The organism is Acinetobacter sp. R933-2, assembly GCF_030325485.1.
Classification (GTDB): Bacteria; Pseudomonadota; Gammaproteobacteria; order Pseudomonadales; family Moraxellaceae; genus Acinetobacter; species Acinetobacter sichuanensis.
In genome coordinates this window covers 24,784-46,282 of the sequence record NZ_JACAIJ010000017.1, presented here as the reverse complement: position 1 = coordinate 46,282, position 21,499 = coordinate 24,784, and the positions used below count along the sequence as shown (strand labels likewise).

Here is a 21,499-nt window from a genome sequence, read left to right as displayed (position 1 = left end):
GGTGATTATCCCTCAATGCAATCTAAATGATTTTTTAAAGCCTTACGAGCGTAATAGGCAAAATTGACCTTATTACGTTTATCTGTTGAAACCCAGTCATGGGCTTCTTTGGCAAGTTCATGTGGAATTTGTTGAATTTGTCCTGCTGCCATTGCCAAAAGCTGTAAACGTGCTGCACGTTCAATCAGGATTGCCAGATTACAGGCTTCTTCAATCGTTTTTCCCGTGACAAGTTGTCCATGATGAGAAAGTAAAACAGCACGGTTTTTACCTAGAGCCGCTGAAATGAAAATTCCTTCCTCATTTCCAACAGGTACACCTGGCCAGTCTTCTACAAAAGAGCAATCTTCATACAAAGCACAAGTATCCATATGTGAGACTATTAATGGCACACGAAGCATGGATAATGCAGCCACATGCGTTGGGTGGGTGTGAATAATACAATTCACTTCAGGATGCTCTTTATAAATCCATGTGTGAAAACGATTGGCTGGATTTGCCATGCCTTCGCCATTTAATGGCTTGAGGTCTTGGTCAACTTCTAACAGATTTGCTGCGGTAATTTCATCAAAGCCTAAACCGAAACGCTGGGTAATAAAGGTATTGCCTTTTTCGGTGCGACTGGTGATTTGCCCAGCAAGCCCAGCATCATGACCATGATCGAATAAGATACGGCAAGTTAAAGCAAGTTTTTGTTTATCGGTATAGCCTTCATCTTTAAAAAGCCGTTGCATACTCTGTTGGGCATTTTGCATCAACTGCTGCTTATCAAGTAGTGCGGTTTCCATAAGATCTCCTATTCGGTTGATTTGTCATTGCGACACGGGCAGAATAAGAAATCTGTGGGTGATTTAAAATATCCAGTTTTTAAAACTTACATGGTCCAGTAAAATATGCAACAGCCGTGGAAAATTCGATTACATCTTGAAGAGCGTGAAGAAAAAACCATTTTTTTAAAATTGGCGAATCAGATTATTCAGGAAATTTTATCGGGACGATTAGTTCAGGGTACACGTTTGCCAGGTTCTCGGACATTATCTGAAGAATTGGGAATTAACCGTAAAACAGTACAATCGGTATATGAAGATTTAGAAGCACAAGGTTGGCTCATTTCAAAATCTAGACAAGGTACATTTGTATCTGAACATTTGCCTAATCTCAAACTTGAATCAATACCTGTTCTAATGACATCCGATCACGCTTCTACTAATTTATCGCCCCCACAAGAAGGCATTAAAAATGATGGTATTCCTGATACCAGACTAATTCCTTACGAGCTGTTTTCTCGTGCCTATCGTCATGCCTTGATTAATGTGACCCGACAACAAATTATGGGTTATGGTGATCCACAAGGGTGTCTTGAATTACGTCAAGCCTTATTGAATATGCTGTCAATGGAACGATTCATTCAAACGACTCTACAACATATCTGTGTGGTTCGTGGTAGCCAAATGGGGATATTTCTTGCGGCTCGTGTGCTTGCCAAACAACAACCACAACGTCAGGTCATTGTGGTGGAACAATGGTCTTATCCGCCAGCAGTAGAAACGTTTTTATCCAATCATTTTCAAATTATTCAGGTTCGATTAGACCAACATGGCCTAGACACTGACCACCTAGTCGAAATATTGGAAAATTATGCAGTTGCAGCAGTGTATACCACGCCACATCACCAATATCCAACTACTGTTTCCATGTCGATGGATAGGCGGTTAAAACTTCTGGAACTGTCCAAAACTTTTGATTTCTATATTGTTGAAGATGACTATGACCATGAATTTCATTATGACAGCCGTCCTATTCCACCCTTAATCAGTTTGCCATCTGCTGATAAAGTCATTCATATTGGTTCACTATCTAAGGTTTTTGCCCCAAGTTTAAGAGTGGGTTATGTCGTGGCGGATCTGGATATTATTCAGGCTATGAAACAGGATATCTTATTGATTGATAAACAGGGTAATGCGATTACTGAACTAGCAATTGCTGAACTAATGCAGCAAGGCGAAATCAAACGACATACTCGAAAGATGCGAAAGATCTATCAAAGCCGTCGTGATTTTGCGGTGATGACTTTTCAGAAAGTATTTAAAGATTTCGTGGAAATCTCAACACCTGCTGGCGGAATGGCATTATGGGTGAAATTTAAGCTGCCTTATCGCTTAGAGTTTGCAAAAGCTCTTAAACAGCTACATATTGATTCTGAGTATGAATTTGGTTCATTGTTGCAAGATGTATCAAATAGTTTCTATATCCGCTTTGGCTTTGCCGCTGTGAGTGAAGTGGAAATAACAAATATTGTTCAGTTACTGTATCAGGTTCTTTTAGAGGAATAGATGGTGATTTTTTGTAGATAAGGTATGTTGGTATGTATTTGATGATAAATTGAGCTTGAAAAATTAAGTACTATGCTTATATATTTATCTTACAGTGATGTATTTGTGGGACTAAAAATATATCATTGAACATAATTTGAAGTTATACAGCTTCAGCAAGACTATAGGAGTAATACATGAAAAACGATCGTGGTGATGAGTTATCTGGTAACGCTTCTCTTTTGTGTCAGTTAAGTGAACTTCAACAGAAAGAACAGGAATATGGTAGAGAAGCTACTGCTAAGTTAATGTCTAACGGATTTAAACGTACAATCGGCAAAAATATTTCTTCAGAAAAGTGCGAAGGTTTTTTAGAGATCGCTGAAACTTTCCAAAAAACTGATGCTCGTTTAGGCTATGCTATCGCAGAAGAAGAAGCTAAAGTTGCACATGCTGCTACTGAAAAAATGCAAGAAATTCTTCAAACAACTGAAGAAGATCAACCTGTATAACACATCTAAATAAAGAGTCCCCCTATTCAAAGGATGGACTCTTATTTTTTATTCTAAAGGCATACGGTATTCAATGATGCCAGGTTTTTCGGCAATCCAGTCATAAAGTTTCTGTGCTGTATGATTGATTTCCTGTGTATGCCAATACAAACGCCCACATTGCAAAATAATTGCTTGCTGCTGCACATACTCAATTAGACGTTTACCAATCTGTTGACCACGAACATCTGGTGATACGTATAAATCTTCTAAATAACAAAAGTTTTGTTCAGCCCATGTCGAACGATGAATCACATAATGTACAAAGCCTAAAACTTTATCACCTTGCTTGGCAACTGCACAGTAAATTGGCTCAGCTTCATCAAAAAAGCGTTGCCATGTGGTTGCTGTTACGGTTTTTGATAAACAGACTTTATAAAAATTCTGATAAGCCAACCAATACGGTATCCACTGTTGATAATCCTCTTGTTGAATAGGAATAACTTTAACCTCTTGACTTTGCATCAATATTTTCCTCAATATTTAGGTGTTAGGAAATGAAAGATCATAGTGTAGGTTGTTTGTGGATATGTAATAAGATACAGTTTTAATGATTTTTAGAGTACCAGTTTGATTGTAGATATCTTAAACATGTATTGTTTATCTTCTATAAATAAAAACAGCATAGAGAAAGTCAATATGCTGTTTATAAAATATTTTTTGGTCAAAAGATTACTTATAATTTAGCGACTAAGGATCAGAAAGCTATACGTGTCTTGAATTTACCATTAAATACGCCAATCTCAACTTTTAATTAAGTTTTCCAACTGTAAAGGAGGATTACCTAATTGAGAATTTAAAACGACTGAAATTGTATGTGAAAGAATTTTTCGAGTGATACGATGAGATAAATGCCATAGATCTCTAGCCCTGACTTTTTGTATATTAAACTGCACTGTTAGTTGTCCTATGACTGTTTCAATTTTCCTTCGCGCATTCATCAGTATTCTCATCGCTTCTTTGGGTCGATGGTCAACCATATTTTTTCTAAATGGTGTTTGTAAATCAACAGACTAGATCTCTTGCGAAAGTCGTTATTGCAAGTTGATTCGGTTTACCAGTGCAGCGATTAAGTTAATGCGTAAACCGAATCTTTTCCGTCTATTTCGATAGCGTTCACTTAATATTCTAAATGTTTTCAATTGACTATTGATGTGTTCGATCACAACTCGTATTTTTCCAATCATTTTATTGTACTTTTTCTCAACAGCAAACAAAGATAAATTCTTTTTTTTCTTTATTGGCATCAATAATTTAAAGCCATCTTGCTCTAATCCGTAGTACCCTAAATCAGTCATAACATATTCACAATGTTTGAATTTCTTAACCGTTTTTCTTGCCAGTTTAATGTCATGCTGACTGCCATTTGATACATCTATTCCTATGATTTGTTTGCTCTTCGGATGATAGATCACTTGTACTTTTAGCGTATGTTTCTTCTTTTTACCACTGTAGAACTTACTCTGATTTTTTTTTCGGCCGCTCTATTGAACATTCTGTCGCATCGATAATGACCCAGTTAAAGTGTTCATCTGCTGTGGTAATGCTTCGTTTTGGCAGAGTAAAACGTCTTGATTTCATCAATGCATCTTCAACCTTTTTAATGGTTCGATTCACATTACTTTCAGCGATATGGTAGTGTGCCGCCAATTCCAGTTGAGTGCTGTAGTTCCGTAAGTAATTGAGTGTTAATAACAACTGATCCTCTATAGCTAAAGTATGAGGGCGACCTGATTTCTTTTTAAGTGATTCTGCTTTTTCTAAAACTTCTACCATTTCAGTAAAAACTAGTCGAGGTACGCCAACCAAGCGTTTGAATTCAGAATCTGAAAAACGGTTTAATTTCTGATATCTCATGAAACTTAGATTGAGGTGATTTTTACTTTCGCAAGAGATCTACTGTAAATCATAATATTTTTTTAGTTCAGGTCTTAAATACCCTTTATCAGCACCAAGCAAACCATGAATATTCTGTGTAATTTCAGGTGCAACATCTCGTTCATCGCAGTTTGCTGGAGCAAAAGTATAATCTGTAATCATTCCTGAGAAATTAATCACAATATGTCCTTTAAAACCATAATATTTTTCTTGTTTAGCTGCACAATAACTGAAGCCAGCATCGGTTTTAAAATTTCTATGTTTTTTTGCTCGAGCATAGTGACAAACAGGAATAGGAAAACCATCAATAAAATGAATATTATCGTGCATAAAGGTTTTTCTAATCTTGGTCATAATTTGCTGATTGACTTGCCATAAATTTGCACAGTGTTTACAGAAATTAGGATAAGAACCTAATTTTGGAAACCAGTCTAAGTAATTGTGTTTAAAATATTTCCAGATATTTTTATCAGAATCCAATCCTAAAAATTCACCTACAATTTGTATAGTAATTATTTCAATATCGGTTAAAGCTGGAGGAAATCCTCTCGTTCTTAATGGCTTTGTGACGATAAGTGAATAGCAAGAATCTATGAATAAATACACAGAAATGATAAATTCGTAAATGGACATAACATGAGGTAGTTTTCTTGGTCGAAATCTAAATTGTGTTATGTCCATTTTATTTCAAGAGTTTAGAAAGTTGAGATTCGCGTATTAAATACAAAATAAGAGATTAACCCCAAAACCAGTCCCCAGAATGCTCCACCAATTCCAAACAAGGTAATATTGGCAGCAGTGGCAAGAAAGGTAATTAAAGCTGCTTCTCGACCATTGTCATCACTCATGGCATTGGTCAGACTTCCTGCAATTGTGCCTAACAAGGCAAGTCCTACCAACGAACTAATAAATGCAGTTGGAAACGCTGCAAATACCGCTGCCAATGTGACTCCAAAAATCCCGACCAAAATATAAAATATTCCAGCGGCAATGCCTGCTACCCAACGTTTTGATGGGTCTTCATGTGATTCTTTACCTGTACAGATTGCTGCGGTAATTGCTGCTAAGTTAAATGCATGTGAGCCAAAGGGTGCCATCAATAAAGAACCTAAACCCGTTATGCTAAGAATTGGTTTGGCATTAGTTTTAAAACCATCATTTTTCAATACCAATAAACCTGGCATATATTGCCCTGTTAAAGTAATTAAGAATAAAGGTAAAGCAATACTTAATGCTGAATTGATAGAAAAAGTAGGAGCGGTAAAAATCGGTGATGCCAATTTTAATTCAAATCCAGTGAAATCAATTCGTGCTTGCAACATTAAGAAAATAAACCCAAAAACTAAAACACTCACAATGGCATATCGTGCAGAAAAACGTTTAGTAATGAGATAAATAAGAAATAATGAAATAGCCAGAAATGGATCAATGGACATATTCGTAAAGGCTGCAATCCCAAACTGTAATAAAATTCCTGCCAATAAACCTGATGCAATACCAATTGGAATTAAACGAATCAGTTTTTCAAAATAGCCTGTAACCCCTAAAATTACGAAGGCTAAGGCAGAAAGTAAATATGCCCCAATCGCTTCAGCATAGGGTACTGTGACTAGAGCTGTAATTAGAAATGCTGCCGCAGGAGTGGACCATGCAGTAATGATTGGTTCTCATGTGTACCAACTTAATAATATGCCTGTGATACCAACACCGATAGAAATTGCCCACACCCATGAAGCAGTAAGTTCAGGGCTAAGTCCTGCCATTTGTGCAGCTTGGAATATTAAAATAAATGTACCACCATAATTGACAATTACTGAGATTAATCCTGCAATGATTGGAGGAATCAGGTCTTGTGCATAACGGCTAGATGAATGAAAAGAATACATAATTAGCCCCTAGTAACTTTCTAAAATAAGAGGCATGAAGTCTAGTTTTACTTGTGGTATTTAAATAAGATACACTTTTAATATTTTTTAAAGTACCACTTATGGCAATGTCATCATCTTTTCCATCTCTGATTCTCCCTAAAGGACATATCAAAGATGGATTGTATTGTGCTATACGTGATGCCATTTTAGATGGGCGTTTGTCTGCGGGAACCAAATTACCATCGAGCCGTACATTGGCGGAAATGATGTCTATTTCTCGTAATTCGGTATTGGCAGCATTAGACCGTTTATTAGATGAAGGTTATTTGATTACAAAGCCTAGTTCAGGTACTTATGTTGCCGATATTATTCCTGATCAACTGATTCAAATTCAAAGTAGTCAATTACATGCTATACAGCAGTCTGCACAAACACTAAATATCAATCCTCATATTGCCAGTTTATTACCTGATTGGCATAAGCAAACTTTATCTTGTCAAGAAAAGAAAATGTTTCATGTTGGTGTGGGCTGTATAGATTTGTTTCCACATCAACTTTGGGGAAAACTATTGGGGAGAGCATGGCGGCAGTCTTATTATCAATTAGGACAATTCCATGACCCACGAGGATATTTACCTTTACGACAGGCAATTTGCCAATATGTTCAATCGACACGAGGGTTAAACTGTAACGAAGAACAAATTCTGATTGTGAATGGAATACAGCAGGCAATTCATCTGGTGGCTTATGCCTTGTTACAACCATATGATCAAGTGTGTTTAGATGAACCTGGATATGATGCTGCTTTAAATGTATTTCGTAGTTTCGGGGTGATGGTACAACCAATTGAAAGTGATGATGAAGGTATGAAAGTTCCAGAAATTATACAGCATTATACAGGTAGTAAACTGGTTTATACTGCTCCTTCACATCAGTTCCCACTTGGAGGGACATTAAGTCTTGCTCGACGTTTTGCCTTATTGGACTGGTCAGCCCAACAACAAAAATGGATTTTTGAAGATGACTATAATAGCGAGTTTCGTTATGGTACTCCTCCGATTCAGGCGTTGCAGGGTTTAGACCAACAGCAGAGGGTGATTTATGCAGGTACATTTTCTAAAATAATGTTTCCTGAATTTCGACTTGGATTCATGGTTGTTCCTGATGCCTTAGTTGATACTTTTAGTTTGGCAAAATATTATACTGATACTCGTAGTTCTTATCTTGAACAAGTAGCACTGGCTGCATTTATACAAGATGGGCATTATGCTCGGCATGTACGTAAAGTCCGTAAAGCCTGTTATGAAAGGCAGCAAGTTTTAATTGCAGCAATTGAACATCATCTGTCTGATGTATTAGTCGTGCAGCCTACTGATTCAGGGATTCATTTGGTATGTTGGCTAAAAGAGCATTGGACAGAGCAAGATTTTATAGTCCAATGCAGCCAAGCGGGTTTAGCAGTGCAGCCACTATCCCGATATTGTCAGCATAGCCATCAAAAAGCTGCTGTATTGTTTGGTTATGCCGCACATACTCCTGAAGAGATTAAGGTAAGTATTGAAAAATTGGCAATGCAGATTCAGATGTAAAATCGACAATTTAGGATACGAGAAAACTTAAAAAAGAATTAGCTTCTTTTGTAAGCCTTTCCTCACTCAGACCTTACAACCTTAATACACAGCATCGATGGTTATTTTTGTGCTCAAGTTGTATTTTTATGAGTGTTCTACTGATACGACGAATTTGATAACAATCAATGCTTTCACTATATCTTTTTAAGAATAATTTGGTTAAGGGTAATGTATTTAAATTTTTCTCAATAGTTGATGCATGGGAAATCTGTTTCATCCACCAATTTGCTGAACGCCTAGGACTATCTAAATTCCACAGTAAATCATTGTTGAGTCTAATGAGTTTTTTCACGAAGAATACGTCACGACTATGCCAGTCAACTTTAGTGCCTTGAGGAATGTATTTTTGATGAAATGCCTGATTGGTCTCTAATAACCAAATTGTGTCATTACGGTATAACCAAGCATATAAAGCCGCATTTAAAAGTCGAGCAGGTTTTATACCATTTTGTTTAATCAAGCCAAGCCATTTCTTACGGTGTAGGATAGTGAAATTAGTAATAGGGTTGCTATGAACATCTATATGATTATTTTGATTTATTCTGCGGAAAGAGCGGATTTTCTTTAGAATTTCAGTCCTGCAAGTACATCCCCACGGATATTCGAGAACTATTGTTCTTGTACATTGGAAAACATAAAAATAGCCTATTTATATAGTTTTAGATAAAGGCTAGTGATGTGATATATACAACACACAAGCAACTACACCACATCACTAGGCAGTGATGAGTTATTTACAAACAGATGGGTAAATAAACTAGGGTGGAGTCAAAAGCCTAAGTGTGTGAATACGAATAGAAATTTAAATTGAACTGTTAGTATAGGTAAACTGAACTAAAACTTCACTCTTTTCTATTTCGAAAGTTTATAGAAAACATGAAATACCAAGTAATTTCATATACATATAATTGTATGAAAAATATTCTTTAGTTAGGGTTATCCTTCTGTAAGCTGATAAATAAATTTTTAAAGCGATTTTTCCACTCATCTGGTGTTGCATATAAATGTTTTTTATTGCAATCATTTTATGAATGAAACTATCACAGTAGAGTACCCACTTTTTGATTCCTTTGGCACTTTCTAGCTCAATACAAATTTTTTTGATTTGTTCATTTGTTAATCGATGCTGCGTAAGAATAAGAAAAGCACAAAATGCTTCATGATTTTTATTTTTATGAATATCGATGAGATAGGAAAAACTATTTTGATCTTTTATATCTAGTTGTAAGAACAATAATTTTCGCCCTTTTTCATAATCAATCCATGAAGGGTGTTTGGGTTCAGGTACAAGTTTTTTGATTTGAAGCAAATTAATACCCGTTATCCTTTCACCGTGCTCATCAATTGCAGAAAGGTGTTCTAGGGGAGAGTTAATTTCAGAAGCAAGTTCTTGGAGAGATTGGATAATATATTGAATGTCAAAACGTTCATCTCTGTTAGGTGGTGTATCTGTTGTTTCAGATTTTTTAGTCTTAGTATTTTGATTGCCATATGGTTCATCAGATGATGTTTCAATATCTTCAGATTTATCTGAATATGGATGATTGGGTGCCCCAACTTCAATTGGATCATTAGTTGGTTCATTAAAAGAATACTTCAAAATACCTTGTGTATTTCCAGTTTCCACATCAGAACGCTTACGATATTCACCACTTGTTCTAGATGGTGGTTTTTGAGTATTAATGTGCTCATTTTTATTTTGATTTTTTTCACGAGGACGAGAATTTTTTTCTTCAGGCCTCGAAACAGTATTGGTCAGGTCTTTGTTGACATCAATCATGTGATCGTTAATAGGATCAAACTTTTTCACTCTAGTGATAAAAAATCGTGTTTTATTGTCATTTAGCCAAATTCCTTCCGCTTCAAGGACAAGTTTTGTGGGATGTGGTGGAAATACAATGGGATATCTTGTGCCTGTACCATTCTGAAGATGATTAAACTCAGTAATTTCCATGCTTCGTTGAATTTTATCAACTATCATCTGCACATATGGATTTAAGGCGAGATTGGCAAGAAAAATAATTGCAGTCTCACCTATATCTTCATATGGCTTTCTGATTTTAATTTTATATTCAACATTATCATTCTCAATTTCTGTAGTATAAGATTCTAAAAAGCGATGAATGATGGATTGGCTTGAAGTTCCTAATAAGAGTCCCCGAATATCCTTCCGATTGACGAATAAGCTATGCAAAACATGAATTGAAGAAGTGATGACTTGAGTTCCATCATTAGAATGCATTAAGCAATGATTCACTTTGCGATATGAATCATTGGTGTATTTGGTAAATGGATAGCCTTGAAGAACATAATCAACTTTATTTGGGAGGAAATAGTTTTTTAATGGAATGTAGTACTCAGAAGTATTGGAGATTCTGTCAGTAAGTTTTATATTCTTAGGTTTATTATTAGTGAAGTTGAAAGAAAATCGTTTTGTAATAAGTTTTCCAGAAAATCTATAGGATTGATCGGTTAAAACATTTCCATCCCAAATACTGCCATGTTGAATAGCATCAAGATCAAGTACTGGAACAAGGAATGTTGAGCATTTATCTAAAAATAACCATTGATCACTTTTTCTAATCTCAATTAATAACACTTCAACAAAAGGATTAGTTGAGTCGTTATCGTCGTTTCGAACAAGTCCACCGTATCTATAAACCACTCGACTAATATTATCGTTTGGGAAGCAATCAATAGTCGTTATTTTGTCATTATTAACAGGCATATATTTTTACAAAATGAAAAATTAAAGCTTATAGATAATATACTTTTTATTCTTGCTCTAGTTTATTTGTGTAAACTCTGATTTATTTGTGGAACTGACAGTCAGAGTGATACATGGGCCGCCCGCTAAGAACTAGGATAGATTTTGCGAAAACAATAAGTTGGTATGACTTTTTTTATAATCAGTTAGTAAGCTTTGGTAGATATAAAAATGATTATGATATGGAGAAATTTTTTTATGGATACCAAAAAGATCACAAAGTACAGAGCTTATTCAAAAAGTATAAATTTGGATTATCCACACCACAAAAATACCAGATAATTAATGTTGAATCTAAATGTATTGGTTCATCTCAAATTATCAACCATCCCCTGTGGAAAATTTTTAAATATCAAATATTTGATGAAGATCTTATATTATTAGAATTAACTACTCTACCTCACTATATTGTAGAGTTCATTTCATCCAATGGACGTATAAAGACTTTGATAAGAGTTGCTTAGAACATATAGCAAGCTATGGCTCACTCGACAGCCTATGTACATTGTATTTATTGCATCACTGGGGAGTAACAATTAATAGTACTGCTCTTTCTAATGATTGCTGTTCACTTCTCATAAATTCATTAGAGTTATTACTAAAAAGAAATCCTCACTTCCATCGTTCACATGTCTTTTTATTTGATGAATTATGTGATCAGATCTTCCTTATGGAATTAAAAGGATATAGTCGTCCACTCAAAATTAAATTAAATTGGCGAGAATACAGAAAGGAAAACTGGTCTAGTGAAGTTAAAGAGATATCTACAAAAGCTGAAGCAGATTTCCGTGTTCACCCCAAACTTCAAGACTTCATTCCAAGCTCAGATCAAAACCTAGTAGAACTATACAAAGAAACTGTTTATTTAAGTTGATTTTATCTGCTTACCATTTGCTTACCAGAATCTAAAAACAAAAAAACCACTTACGATTAATGCACATAAGTGGTTGTTTTATATGGTGGGCCCAGACAGACGAAAACAATCTCCTACCCTATTGTTTTTAATGAATTATTTTATAAATTAAAAAATCAGGATACAAAGCAGGATACACGATTCAAATGTTGTTTTTTTGATCAATCAACCTTTTTAGTACCACTTTACTCCCCCACTACAACTTCTTTTATTGGACTTTAACAATACATAGCTTCTTAGTAAAATATGAGCCGACATCAATGTAGTGACAATTGTCGATTTGAGTATGTTCTTTGACAATTGTATGACCAATATAAATTTCGTCAATATTTTCGACAATATCATATTTATCTGAGTAATTACGTATTCTTCCTCTCCCCCACAAGGCATTGGAATAGCTGGATACAATACCGGGAATCTTATAATCTCCTTTTAAGATATCAGCTTTAAAGACCTCCCAGTCTTGAATATCAATGTCGGCATGAACAATACCTATCTTTTTATCTTTCAGCTCAACTTCAATCACCAATGGTAACTTTGCTAAACGATCAATAATTCTCTGTCGTGTCTTTTGAAATTGTCTACAAAACCATGCTCCCCCATTTCTTGCATGCATGTCTTTCATTTTAGGATCATGTTGCCCTCGAATACACATTTCTTCATGATTACCGCGCACAGTTAAAAACCATGTTTGATCGAGTAATGAAATACATTCTAAATTTTCATTACCTCTATCGATGAGATCTCCTGTGCATATGAGCAAGTCATTGTCAAAATCAAAATTCTTTAGATGAAGCTCTTGCATTAGAAGACTATAAGACCCGTGAAGATCTCCAACGATATAAACTGAATTATAATTTTGGTTTACAAGTATCTTTATTATATCGTTCATGCTATGAATAAAACCTTCTACGAATTTTGAATCCCATTATAGAACATGACTACCACAGCCTCCAATTCATTACAAAATATTGTTATTTATACAAATAATAAAATTTCACTTGATTTTTATAAGCCATTTGAAGATTGACTAAACCCTATATTATTTACAGTTAAAACTTTAGAACAAATTCCTAGCAAGACTGAAAATAAAATTCATATTGTCATCTTGGAGTCCTGTGATGAACTTAGCAATCTACAAATAAATTGCAATAAAATTCATCTTATCATGCCTGAATATTCAAAGAATAAATTAGAAAATGATCTAAAGGTCTTAATATTTGAGCATGACCAATCTATGTCATCCCAACAAGCTTTAGAAAAGTTTTATCATGGTTTTATTAAATTTTATTGCTCTGCTGAATATTATCTTGATCCTCAGGATTTTTTTAATTCTGACTCATATAAAGATGGATATCGATACATCAACATCCATGAGGTATTGCAAAACAATGTTAATTATGAACAACAACTTAATACCTACCTTAATACGATATTGGATACTGAAACAGTATCCTTCAATTTTTCAATAAGCTATGATTTTTATTCAGAATCTGGCTATTTACCGCAGCTAGAAGATACTGTTGATCATTTAAAATATGTCAGAGATAGAGATGTATTCTTTAGCATTGTGCTTTCAAAGTATCCAATATCAGATAATAAGTTAGCTATTATACATTTAAGTCAAAAGTCTCTAATCTCTTGATTTTTTTATCATATCAAAACCGATTAATTTATCACTATCTAGATCAAAAGGAAGAACCCATATCTCTGGATTTTTTCCTTGATCTCTTTCATGCTTATTTAATAGAAACTTCATTAAAGCGTCATTAAATTTTGAACTTTTTGGATAAATCAAAACTATTGGACCATCGTGTTCAAGGTACATATAACTATAAGCAAACATTTGCTGCATATCACCATCGCTGATTCCATAACGCTGGTCTTCACTATTCTGATCCAATAATTTCCATTTTGTATCTAAAATCATATTCTTATATGATGATTGATGTTTAGCTTCAAAATAAATATCTGGTCGAAGATTAAACATGTCTTTTCGATTGTGACGACACAAATATTTATTACTCTTCTGCCTTTGGATTCGATAATGATCCGAATATGCTTTTTCAACCTTACTCAGCACATAAGCTTCAAATAACTTTTCCATCGGAAACAGCAAGCTCATTCCCTGCCATTCTCCTTGTAGTGCAGACGGTGTCTGCACTCCCAAAACTATTTCACACCAGACTTTGATTAGTTCATATTGAGCATATAAACGCCCTGATTTCCATTGAGGAAAGTCTAAACGCGGCAATCTACTCGTTGGCACCTCACTCAATTTAAGACGGATTTCATTTGCCAATCGCCAATTATCAGTATCTTGCGTGAGTTTACAGATTTTTTCTAATGCAGTTTTAATAAGACGATTTGGCGCCGTATTTAAAGAAAAAATATCATGTTCAATCGGAAAACGATGTTGCTCGGTCACTGGTTGAGTCAGATATCTTTGGATATTCAATTTACCTTTTAAATAGGCACTTTGCTCTGCGATACGTTGATATTCAGACCGTACACCTCGCTGAAGCAATAGGTTGCATGCCTGCAAAAAACGACTCATGATCCATTCACTTAAAGGCAAATTCAACTTATCTAGTGAAGCCTCTCCCACTTCACGAGCAGGTGGGAGCTTCCACAAGGCTTCTAGCATCTTTCGAAGTAACTGACGTTCATTCGCAAGTACTTCTTCCTTTTGATCTTGTGTTTGTATATCGACGTGTTTGGGTAATATCTCAATTGTATGCCCACACGGCGTAGAAATAATTCCCACAAAATTATCAACTTTGAGTGTTCTTCTCCCTTCTATTTCAAATATAGGAACCCCATTTTTTTTATATTGACCAGCCAACTCGCATAGATAATCAAATACCGAACTTGGTACTTTAATACGATCTAATTGTGTTGGCACCATCATTTCGGTATTGGTGCCATTATCTTCAATGACACCATATTCTCTAATCGTGAAAAGCACTATGAAGCAACCTTTTCCATAATGCTTTCTTTATTTTTTCCCTCAATGATTTTCATCAGTGCTTCTTTCTTTTTATCAACATCACCCTCAAATAGTTCTGTATTGATGTCCCAATTTCTACTTGCTAAATGTTCCCGTTCATGTGGTTGCATGTTAGGAAATAAATACTCTTCTACTTTTTCCATCTTCACCATCCCATTTTTATTAAGTACTAAATTAATTTTTCCCCAATCATGAAAGAAATATTCTTGTAATAATGGGATAATTTTTTTCTCAAATATTTTCATTAACTTTTCTAAGCTGGCATCGTTTTTCAATGAAATAAAATATGCATGCCCAATACAATGATCGCGATCCAGTAGCACCTGAATCCGTTTATTCATAGTCTCCAAAATGGCTTTGACATTTATATCTTTATAATCAGTGATTTGAATATCCTTTAAAACATTAGGCTCGGGCATCATTTCAATAAATTCAAAACGTCGTCTTAAAGCAATATCTACTGAAGTTAATGAACGGTCAGAACTGTTCATCGTACCTATAATATAAAGATTGTTTGGTACACTAAATTGCTCATTTGAATAAGGAAGAGTTACAGACAACTCTTCAAGTTGATCTGCACGTTTGGATTCCTCAATTAAAGTAATAAGTTCACCAAAAATTTTGGAAATATTACCTCGGTTAATTTCATCAATAATCAGCACATAGTTTTCTGTCGGATTATCTTTCGCGGACTTACAAAAACGTTTAAACACTCCTGCTTCTACTGGATATTTTAATTGTCCATTAACTTCTTTAACTTTAATGCCTTCTACAAAATCTTCATAACCATAGCTTTGGTGAAAGGTAACAAAACCAATTTGAGCTATTTGTTTATCAGTACTTTTTAGATATTCATTGAACCTTTGATTCATTTCCTCTCTAATTTTTTCATTTGAAATAGGTATCTTTCTTGATTCCAGTTCTTTCTGAATAATTTCTTTTAAAGTATCTTTTTGAATCTTATAAACAATTGATAACGCTTCATTAATTGTATTATATGTTTTGCCTGTCCCTGCAGGACCATACAAAATTTGATTTCGTGTGAATAATACATCGTTTAACTTATCTTGCTCTACAATCCTTGAATAACTATCTAGTATATTTCTGCTCTCTTGTTTTCGCTTTTTCAGAGCTTTTAAAGTTTCAATATAATCACCCCAAACCTTTTTATTAACTTTTTCAGTATTGCCTGAATTCACATTAAATTTAATCTCATTCTTCGTAAGATGTCTTTGACCAACCGCATTGAGTGGAAAATAGACTTCAGGTTTACAACGATACAGTGCTGTAGATAATTTATTAATGCCAACAGAACTAATCTTCAAAATCTCCTTGACATCATCGAAATTTAAATATTCCTGGTTATCTTTAGCATTGATTTCTTTAAATACCCCCCACAGTTTCGGAATCGTGTCATGATCTCGCTCGACAATGGAGCCATTTTTATTTTTAAAAACTTTATAGGGGTAATACCAAGCCCGTTGTCCATCAGAACTAGGGATATTTTTTATATCTTCCAGCCCAAAGCCTTCCTCTTCGCTGAGTTCTAAAAAAGCATTATGCATCTGCAAACGATTAGCATGAGTCCCTACATTAAGTAGACTAAGAACCGTAAAAGGATCTATTTCCTTATGATGATATTTTTCATCATTAACAATGCTCTTATTTTCATCAAAAATAAGATCAGATTTAAAATCTTGTCCCACACTTTTTTTTATATCCCTAATTCTAATTGCAAGTTCGCTTTGTTTATTTTCATATTCTTTAATTTTAGGGAATAACTTTTCAGTATATAAACGTATCCATTTTGGTTTTGTTAAATTAACTTGATTCATTTATAAATATCCTGATATTAACCTTTACTATTTTGTGCATATGCCATTAACTGACAAAATACATTTACTAACTTCTGCTGTTTAATATTGCTTGTATTACTATTCATTAAGTTTGGATTCCCTACCACGATTGCTAAAGACTGTGCTCTCGAATTCGCTACATTTAAACGGTTTTTATCAAACAAAAAATCCATTCCACGTGGTGAATCGTTCACATCACTCGCACATAAGCTAAAAAATACGATAGGTGCTTCTTGGCCTTGGAACTTATCTACACTTCCCAATTTCGCATTTTCACCTAAAGTAGATTTAAGTTTAGTTACCTGAAAGTTATACGGTGCTACAAACAACATATCATCTAGAGTAATGGACTTTTTCTTGCCATCCTTGTCGGTATAAATTCGCCCAACAAGCTCATTCACAGCATGTTGAATCGCTTGAACCTCTTCATCACTCGCTTGAGTATTTCCTTCATGTTCAACGGGGATGAATACAACACCTGCTTCCTTATTTAATACCCCCTTATAAGCATCAGGGACTTGAATAACTTGCAGATCGTTAGACTTGTGTGAATTTAACTTACCCTCATAAATGGCCTGACTGATAAACTCATTTACTTTTGAATGCATTCTGTAGGTGGTGTCGAGAAAGATGCCTCGGTTAGACTCAATTGTTGGATAATCTCTTAGCAAATAATCCAAAATAGACAAACCACTATCGCCAGGGTGCGTACCTTGTGCTGGTTGTCCTAATTGCATTTGGTCACCCATTAAAACTAGATTATGAGCGGATTGACTCATTGCAATTAAGTTCGCTACCGACACTTGCCCTGCTTCATCAATAAACAAATAATCAAATTGCTTATTTAATTCCTCACGAGAAAACCCCCACGCTGTGGTACCAATGACACATGCTCCATCAAGATATTCAACTATTTTGTCATTCTTAATTTCTGAAATTCCAAAGTTTTCAATCTCAGCATCTGTATTTTTTGTACAACAGAAATGAGCTGGAATAATTTCATTTTGGCAATACTCTGCCACACCAATCAAAAGATTATTAATTGCCTTGTGGGAATTTGAGCTAATGCCTACTTTCTTTCCTTGCTTAAGCAATTCCGCAATAACATGCTTACCTGTAAAGGTTTTTCCTGCACCCGGAGGTCCTTGAATTACAATATATGAGTTATCTAAATTACAAATTGCCGATTTTATTTGATCCAACTTTTCTAAATTTTTATGGCTAGAAACAATTATTTCTCCCATTTCTATCCCCTTGATGCGTGGATAATCCCGTCTTAAAAAATGGAGAATAGCATCATCATTGAGCTGGTTTTCATAATAGCTTCGAACTACTGTTTCTATTGCTTTTGGAATAGGCTTTGGATTCACATAATCATCTGGGATTAAATGCACAACAGAAAGCGGTTCTTTAAGCTGTAAGCAAATTCTGCCTTTTGAAACTGATGAATGCTCTTTTAATAATGTCGCTTTAAGATTGTTCCCCTTTTCATCTTCCTCCCCAAGAATATAAAAGCTAGTGGTATTTGCCATTTTAAATTCTTGATGAGGATCAAATGAATACTCATATGCTAAGCTTCTTGCTTTAGGGGTTGGTTTAAATGGCTCTTTGTCTGTACGAATACAATTTACTAGACAATCAAGGTCATCATAAAGCTCTTCTACTGTTAAGCCCATTCTTTCAAAGAGTCGCCAAAAAACTGGCTTAGCTTCTCTACGATGGAATTCCAGGGCCCAAGCCATGTTTTCACAAATTTGTGACTCAATTATATCGTGAGCCTTAAGAGATTCTGCTTTACTCAATAATTGATCTCTTAAGTGAGTTATTGCCGTTATTTCCTCACTTACCTCTTTTTCTACAATGTCTTTTTTACCTACATACTGGATGCCAAATTCTTGCTGTTTCTGATGCAACCAAGCCACCAACTCTTGCGTACTATTACAATCATCAATATTGTAGTCTCGAATACTTTTCAGGACCTGTGATGTTTGCCAGGTTAAGCCATCTGGATTAACTCGCCAATTTTCATACACGACAACAGAATCACCCCCCGAACCCACTTCTGTCTCACGTTTACCACGGTATAAGTGTTCTACATTTTTAATAGAATATTTAGGTTCACCAATCAGCAATCCATTTTTAACGATCTTGTATAAATCAACAAAAACTTCATTTCTTAACAATTGATCTACTTCAAATTCACAAACCCCATAACGGCACATAAGCTTCTTACACGCAGCAATTTCATAGTTTGCATAATGGTAAATATGCATCGTAGGATCTTGCTGCCAACGTGCATAAACCCATTCGATAAATGATTTAAATGCTATTCTTTCTTCAATTTCATTGTGAGCCCAAAAGTCGATAAATTTACGCTCATCTTTTTCATCGAAATATGTACATCCCCATAAGTACTCAAGTCCCCCTTCAATTAAAGGAAACCCTTCGATATCAAAGTACACATCATTTTCAGAGTGCTGAGGTAATAATGCCAATCCTAGTTTTTCATGAGTGTTAATGATTTCAAATAAAGGCGTTGTAAGCCCTTCACTTTGCCGCTGAATCCGAGCCTGAGCTTTTAATCTATTATATACATCAGTATTCAAGCCCTTAATATTTAGCTTATCACTATCAATCAAATCTTGCATTGTCTGAATACTCTCAGCATTCAGCTTCTTGATTTGCGAGCGTGTAATTGTGGCAACTTGAGAAAGATGATCTCTATCTTTGAGTAATTGCTTCGCATAATTACTCCAACAACCCCATGACTTGGAGTCAGAAGGATTAGGGCACTTTTCCAAATCGAATTCTTCGTGTAATTGCAAAAAGGCATTTTTTACTGATTGGTAGTAATAGTAGAATTCTTGTGTTCTCAATCGCTGTTGAGTTTGATCACCTAAAATAATGACAAAATCATTCGAATAACGGCCTTGAATAGCTGATATCATTTCCTGATAACAACACAGTTGGATGGTGTAATAAGGTTGTAGTGACTTAGAAAGTTTGGTGTCCCAAATTTCATAATGATAGTCCCCAAGTTGACTAGAACCTGGAACCTTAACTAAAAAATCAGCAAACCCAGTAAATGCACCTTTACTCAAACAAGCCTGAAAAATAACATCTGTACCTTCTTTCATGGCCTGTATCGTTTCAGCTTTCTTATCTGAACTTAATCCTATATCTGTAATTGTTAAGCCTTGTCGCTTCAACTCTTCCAATACAGATGATTCGTGCTCTGCGCCTTTATCCTGAAGCATGAGCATCATTGCATCATCTTGATCTTTTAAATCTAAAGTTTCAGGAGTAATAAGACTGAAATGTTCCATCCAGGAAGCAAAAGGACTTTCTAGAAACAAAATTAAATCTGAAGGAGAAAAGATTAAATTATCGTTATGTAGTTTCATATTTACCCCAAATATTTTTATAAAGTGCTAAAAAATGGATACTACTATAAACACTTGATAATTATTACTATTATTTAGTCTTATAAAATAAAGCTTGATTCATACCATTTCATCTCAGTCATGTCTATGCAATCCCTATAGATAAAAAAATATTTGGTCACAAATGATATTAATTTTAAGCATAGTGGTGCATTAGTGTGAAAAGGCTGAATTTATCTGGAGCATTTATGTATCAAAGGTATGTCATTAGTGACATAAAACTGCGTCATTAGTGACATAAAACTGCGTCATTAATGACATAAAACTGCGTCATTAGTGACATAAAACTATGTCATTAGTGGCATAAAACTGTGTCATTAGTGACATAAAACTGTGTCATTAATGATACAAAACTGTGTCATTTTTCATCAAGGAAGCCTTCTCATCAAACACTAAAATGCAAATAAAATAATAACAAAAAAATCAAACCAAAAATAATTAACTCAATTAAATCAAAAAATTATATACATTATAAAAATAAAGTATCACATTATAAAATTCACCACCATTCTCATTATAAGATTAAGCACTTTAATAAATTTAAAGAACAGATTAAACACATCTATTTATTTTATATATTTCATAAATTACAATTACTTTAATTTATAAATAATTAATATTCTATATAAAAAATAAAAATTTTATGACGTAACACAGATTAATTTTTATACATTAAATTCTTTTTATGACGTAACACCGCATATTTTTTACACTATTTATGACGTAACACCGCATATTTTTCATACTATTCATGACGTAACAAAATTTTATAGCTATAAATCTACGGTGAGTAACAGTAGTCTTGGATGAAATTTGATCACCTCTTTTTTTTAAACAAATTTTTGTACCGGTATGATCGTCTAATCCTAGTCTTCCTTTTAGCTCTAAAATTATTTTTAAGAAAAAATTAACAGTAATTGATTGAGGTCAAATCAAAGTTTATAATTTAATAATTATTAAAAAATAAACAAATTAATTATAATTAATAAATATTCTCACAAAATATAATAAACCTCCTCCTCACCAACCATTAAAAAATATATAGATAAAAACCAATAGAAATACACAAATATTCCCGCGAATCAAATATTAAAAATTAAACTTTAGATAAGAGAAATTTAATTTTATATTCATAGTTATTCACTAGTACATTATTTTAAATTCAATTAAATTAAGAATTAATATGCGACACCATGTCGCATATTGATGTATCCAAAGGAAATCGTATACTGTAAAAACTGTTAGAGGAACAAGTTGTTGAATGTTAAAA

General features: G+C 34.3%; 14 protein-coding genes and 4 pseudogenes. 6 read left to right on the top strand and 12 right to left on the bottom strand.

The features are described from left to right. Positions 1–5: 5 nt before the first annotated feature. Entirely contained in the window at positions 6–788 is a 783-nt protein-coding gene (locus HX005_RS16530) for an aldolase (RefSeq protein ID WP_004910147.1), read from the bottom strand. A gap of 105 nt (positions 789–893) precedes the next feature. Here HX005_RS16530 and pdxR (HX005_RS16525) point away from each other — a divergent pair, with 105 nt between their 5' ends. Then, the gene (pdxR, locus tag HX005_RS16525; RefSeq protein WP_286378193.1) at positions 894–2,333 is read left to right on the top strand and encodes a MocR-like pyridoxine biosynthesis transcription factor PdxR; all 1,440 of its coding nucleotides are present in this window, start codon (positions 894–896) and stop codon (positions 2,331–2,333) included. 176 nt (positions 2,334–2,509) lie between these two features. Next, entirely contained in the window at positions 2,510–2,824 is a 315-nt protein-coding gene (locus tag HX005_RS16520; protein WP_286378192.1) for a hypothetical protein, read from the top strand. 48 nt (positions 2,825–2,872) lie between these two features. On the opposite strand, the gene HX005_RS16515 is transcribed toward HX005_RS16520, so the two are convergent. From HX005_RS16515 to HX005_RS16495, 5 genes and pseudogenes are all read right to left on the bottom strand, one after another. After that, on the bottom strand, positions 2,873–3,328 hold the full coding sequence (locus HX005_RS16515) for a GNAT family N-acetyltransferase (protein WP_286378191.1): 456 nt from the start codon (positions 3,326–3,328) through the stop codon (positions 2,873–2,875). 278 nt (positions 3,329–3,606) lie between these two features. Next, positions 3,607–3,873: pseudogene (locus HX005_RS16510) on the bottom strand (IS982 family transposase); the annotation flags it as partial. Positions 3,874–3,897: 24 nt separating this feature from the next. Beyond that, positions 3,898–4,720 (bottom strand): IS5 family transposase gene (locus tag HX005_RS16505; protein ID WP_286378190.1). Its coding sequence is split into 2 segments (ribosomal slippage): positions 3,898–4,338 and positions 4,340–4,720, totalling 822 coding nucleotides; the frame shifts between segments, so codons are not numbered across the junction. A 42-nt stretch (positions 4,721–4,762) separates the two neighbouring features. Then, positions 4,763–5,374 (bottom strand): annotated as a pseudogene (locus tag HX005_RS16500) (IS982 family transposase); the annotation flags it as partial. A 62-nt stretch (positions 5,375–5,436) separates the two neighbouring features. Beyond that, a pseudogene (locus HX005_RS16495) lies at positions 5,437–6,627 on the bottom strand (benzoate/H(+) symporter BenE family transporter). 101 nt (positions 6,628–6,728) lie between these two features. On the opposite strand from HX005_RS16495, the gene pdxR (HX005_RS16490) reads away from it, so the two are divergent. Then, on the top strand, positions 6,729–8,198 hold the full coding sequence (gene pdxR / locus HX005_RS16490) for a MocR-like pyridoxine biosynthesis transcription factor PdxR (protein WP_286378189.1): 1,470 nt from the start codon (positions 6,729–6,731) through the stop codon (positions 8,196–8,198). 73 nt (positions 8,199–8,271) lie between these two features. Here the strand turns inward: pdxR (HX005_RS16490) and HX005_RS16485 are convergent, their stop codons facing one another. Both HX005_RS16485 and HX005_RS16480 read right to left on the bottom strand, forming a co-directional pair. Continuing rightward, positions 8,272–8,763 carry a TnsD family Tn7-like transposition protein gene (locus HX005_RS16485; protein WP_286378205.1) on the bottom strand — a complete coding sequence of 164 codons (492 nt, stop codon included), beginning with the start codon at positions 8,761–8,763 and terminating at the stop codon, positions 8,272–8,274. Positions 8,764–9,166: 403 nt separating this feature from the next. Next, positions 9,167–10,968: pseudogene (locus HX005_RS16480) on the bottom strand (hypothetical protein). 113 nt (positions 10,969–11,081) lie between these two features. Between HX005_RS16480 and HX005_RS16475 the strand changes: the two are divergent. Continuing rightward, complete coding sequence (locus HX005_RS16475) at positions 11,082–11,471, top strand: hypothetical protein (RefSeq protein WP_286378188.1); 390 nt, start codon at positions 11,082–11,084, stop codon at positions 11,469–11,471. 206 nt (positions 11,472–11,677) lie between these two features. Next, positions 11,678–11,881, top strand: a complete 204-nt coding sequence (locus HX005_RS16470; RefSeq protein ID WP_286378187.1) for a hypothetical protein — start codon at positions 11,678–11,680, stop codon at positions 11,879–11,881. A gap of 247 nt (positions 11,882–12,128) precedes the next feature. Here HX005_RS16470 and HX005_RS16465 read toward each other — a convergent pair whose 3' ends face one another. After that, the gene (locus HX005_RS16465) at positions 12,129–12,812 is read right to left on the bottom strand and encodes a metallophosphoesterase (RefSeq protein ID WP_286378186.1); all 684 of its coding nucleotides are present in this window, start codon (positions 12,810–12,812) and stop codon (positions 12,129–12,131) included. 276 nt (positions 12,813–13,088) lie between these two features. Between HX005_RS16465 and HX005_RS16460 the strand changes: the two genes are divergently transcribed. Further along, positions 13,089–13,565, top strand: a complete 477-nt coding sequence (locus HX005_RS16460; protein ID WP_286378185.1) for a hypothetical protein — start codon at positions 13,089–13,091, stop codon at positions 13,563–13,565. Here the strand turns inward: HX005_RS16460 and HX005_RS16455 are convergent. The 3 genes from HX005_RS16455 to HX005_RS16445 are packed head-to-tail and all read right to left on the bottom strand — an operon-like array spanning position 13,554 to position 20,190. Beyond that, complete coding sequence (locus HX005_RS16455) at positions 13,554–14,888, bottom strand: McrC family protein (RefSeq protein WP_168382264.1); 1,335 nt, start codon at positions 14,886–14,888, stop codon at positions 13,554–13,556. The genes HX005_RS16460 and HX005_RS16455 overlap by 12 nt on opposite strands. Then, a complete protein-coding gene (locus HX005_RS16450; RefSeq protein ID WP_286378184.1) occupies positions 14,888–16,765 on the bottom strand; it encodes an McrB family protein in 1,878 nt (625 codons plus the stop codon). Before HX005_RS16450 ends, HX005_RS16455 begins: the two co-directional genes overlap by 1 nt. Before the next feature lie 17 nt (positions 16,766–16,782). Next, a complete protein-coding gene (locus HX005_RS16445; protein WP_286378183.1) occupies positions 16,783–20,190 on the bottom strand; it encodes a TM0106 family RecB-like putative nuclease in 3,408 nt (1,135 codons plus the stop codon). Positions 20,191–21,499: the final 1,309 nt, after the last annotated feature.

Bases quoted from the DNA above. Each gene is read 5' to 3' on its own strand.
- HX005_RS16470 (WP_286378187.1), top strand. From the start codon at position 11,678: ATGGAATTAAAAGGATATAGTCGTCCACTCAAAATTAAATTAAATTGG.
- HX005_RS16460 (WP_286378185.1), top strand. From the start codon at position 13,089: ATGCCTGAATATTCAAAGAATAAATTAGAAAATGATCTAAAGGTCTTA.
- pdxR (WP_286378193.1), top strand. From the start codon at position 894: ATGCAACAGCCGTGGAAAATTCGATTACATCTTGAAGAGCGTGAAGAA.
- HX005_RS16530 (WP_004910147.1), bottom strand. From the start codon at position 788: ATGGAAACCGCACTACTTGATAAGCAGCAGTTGATGCAAAATGCCCAA.
- HX005_RS16475 (WP_286378188.1), top strand. From the start codon at position 11,082: ATGGGCCGCCCGCTAAGAACTAGGATAGATTTTGCGAAAACAATAAGT.
- pdxR (WP_286378189.1), top strand. From the start codon at position 6,729: ATGGCAATGTCATCATCTTTTCCATCTCTGATTCTCCCTAAAGGACAT.
- HX005_RS16465 (WP_286378186.1), bottom strand. From the start codon at position 12,812: ATGAACGATATAATAAAGATACTTGTAAACCAAAATTATAATTCAGTT.
- HX005_RS16515 (WP_286378191.1), bottom strand. From the start codon at position 3,328: ATGCAAAGTCAAGAGGTTAAAGTTATTCCTATTCAACAAGAGGATTAT.
- HX005_RS16520 (WP_286378192.1), top strand. From the start codon at position 2,510: ATGAAAAACGATCGTGGTGATGAGTTATCTGGTAACGCTTCTCTTTTG.
- HX005_RS16445 (WP_286378183.1), bottom strand. From the start codon at position 20,190: ATGAAACTACATAACGATAATTTAATCTTTTCTCCTTCAGATTTAATT.
- HX005_RS16450 (WP_286378184.1), bottom strand. From the start codon at position 16,765: ATGAATCAAGTTAATTTAACAAAACCAAAATGGATACGTTTATATACT.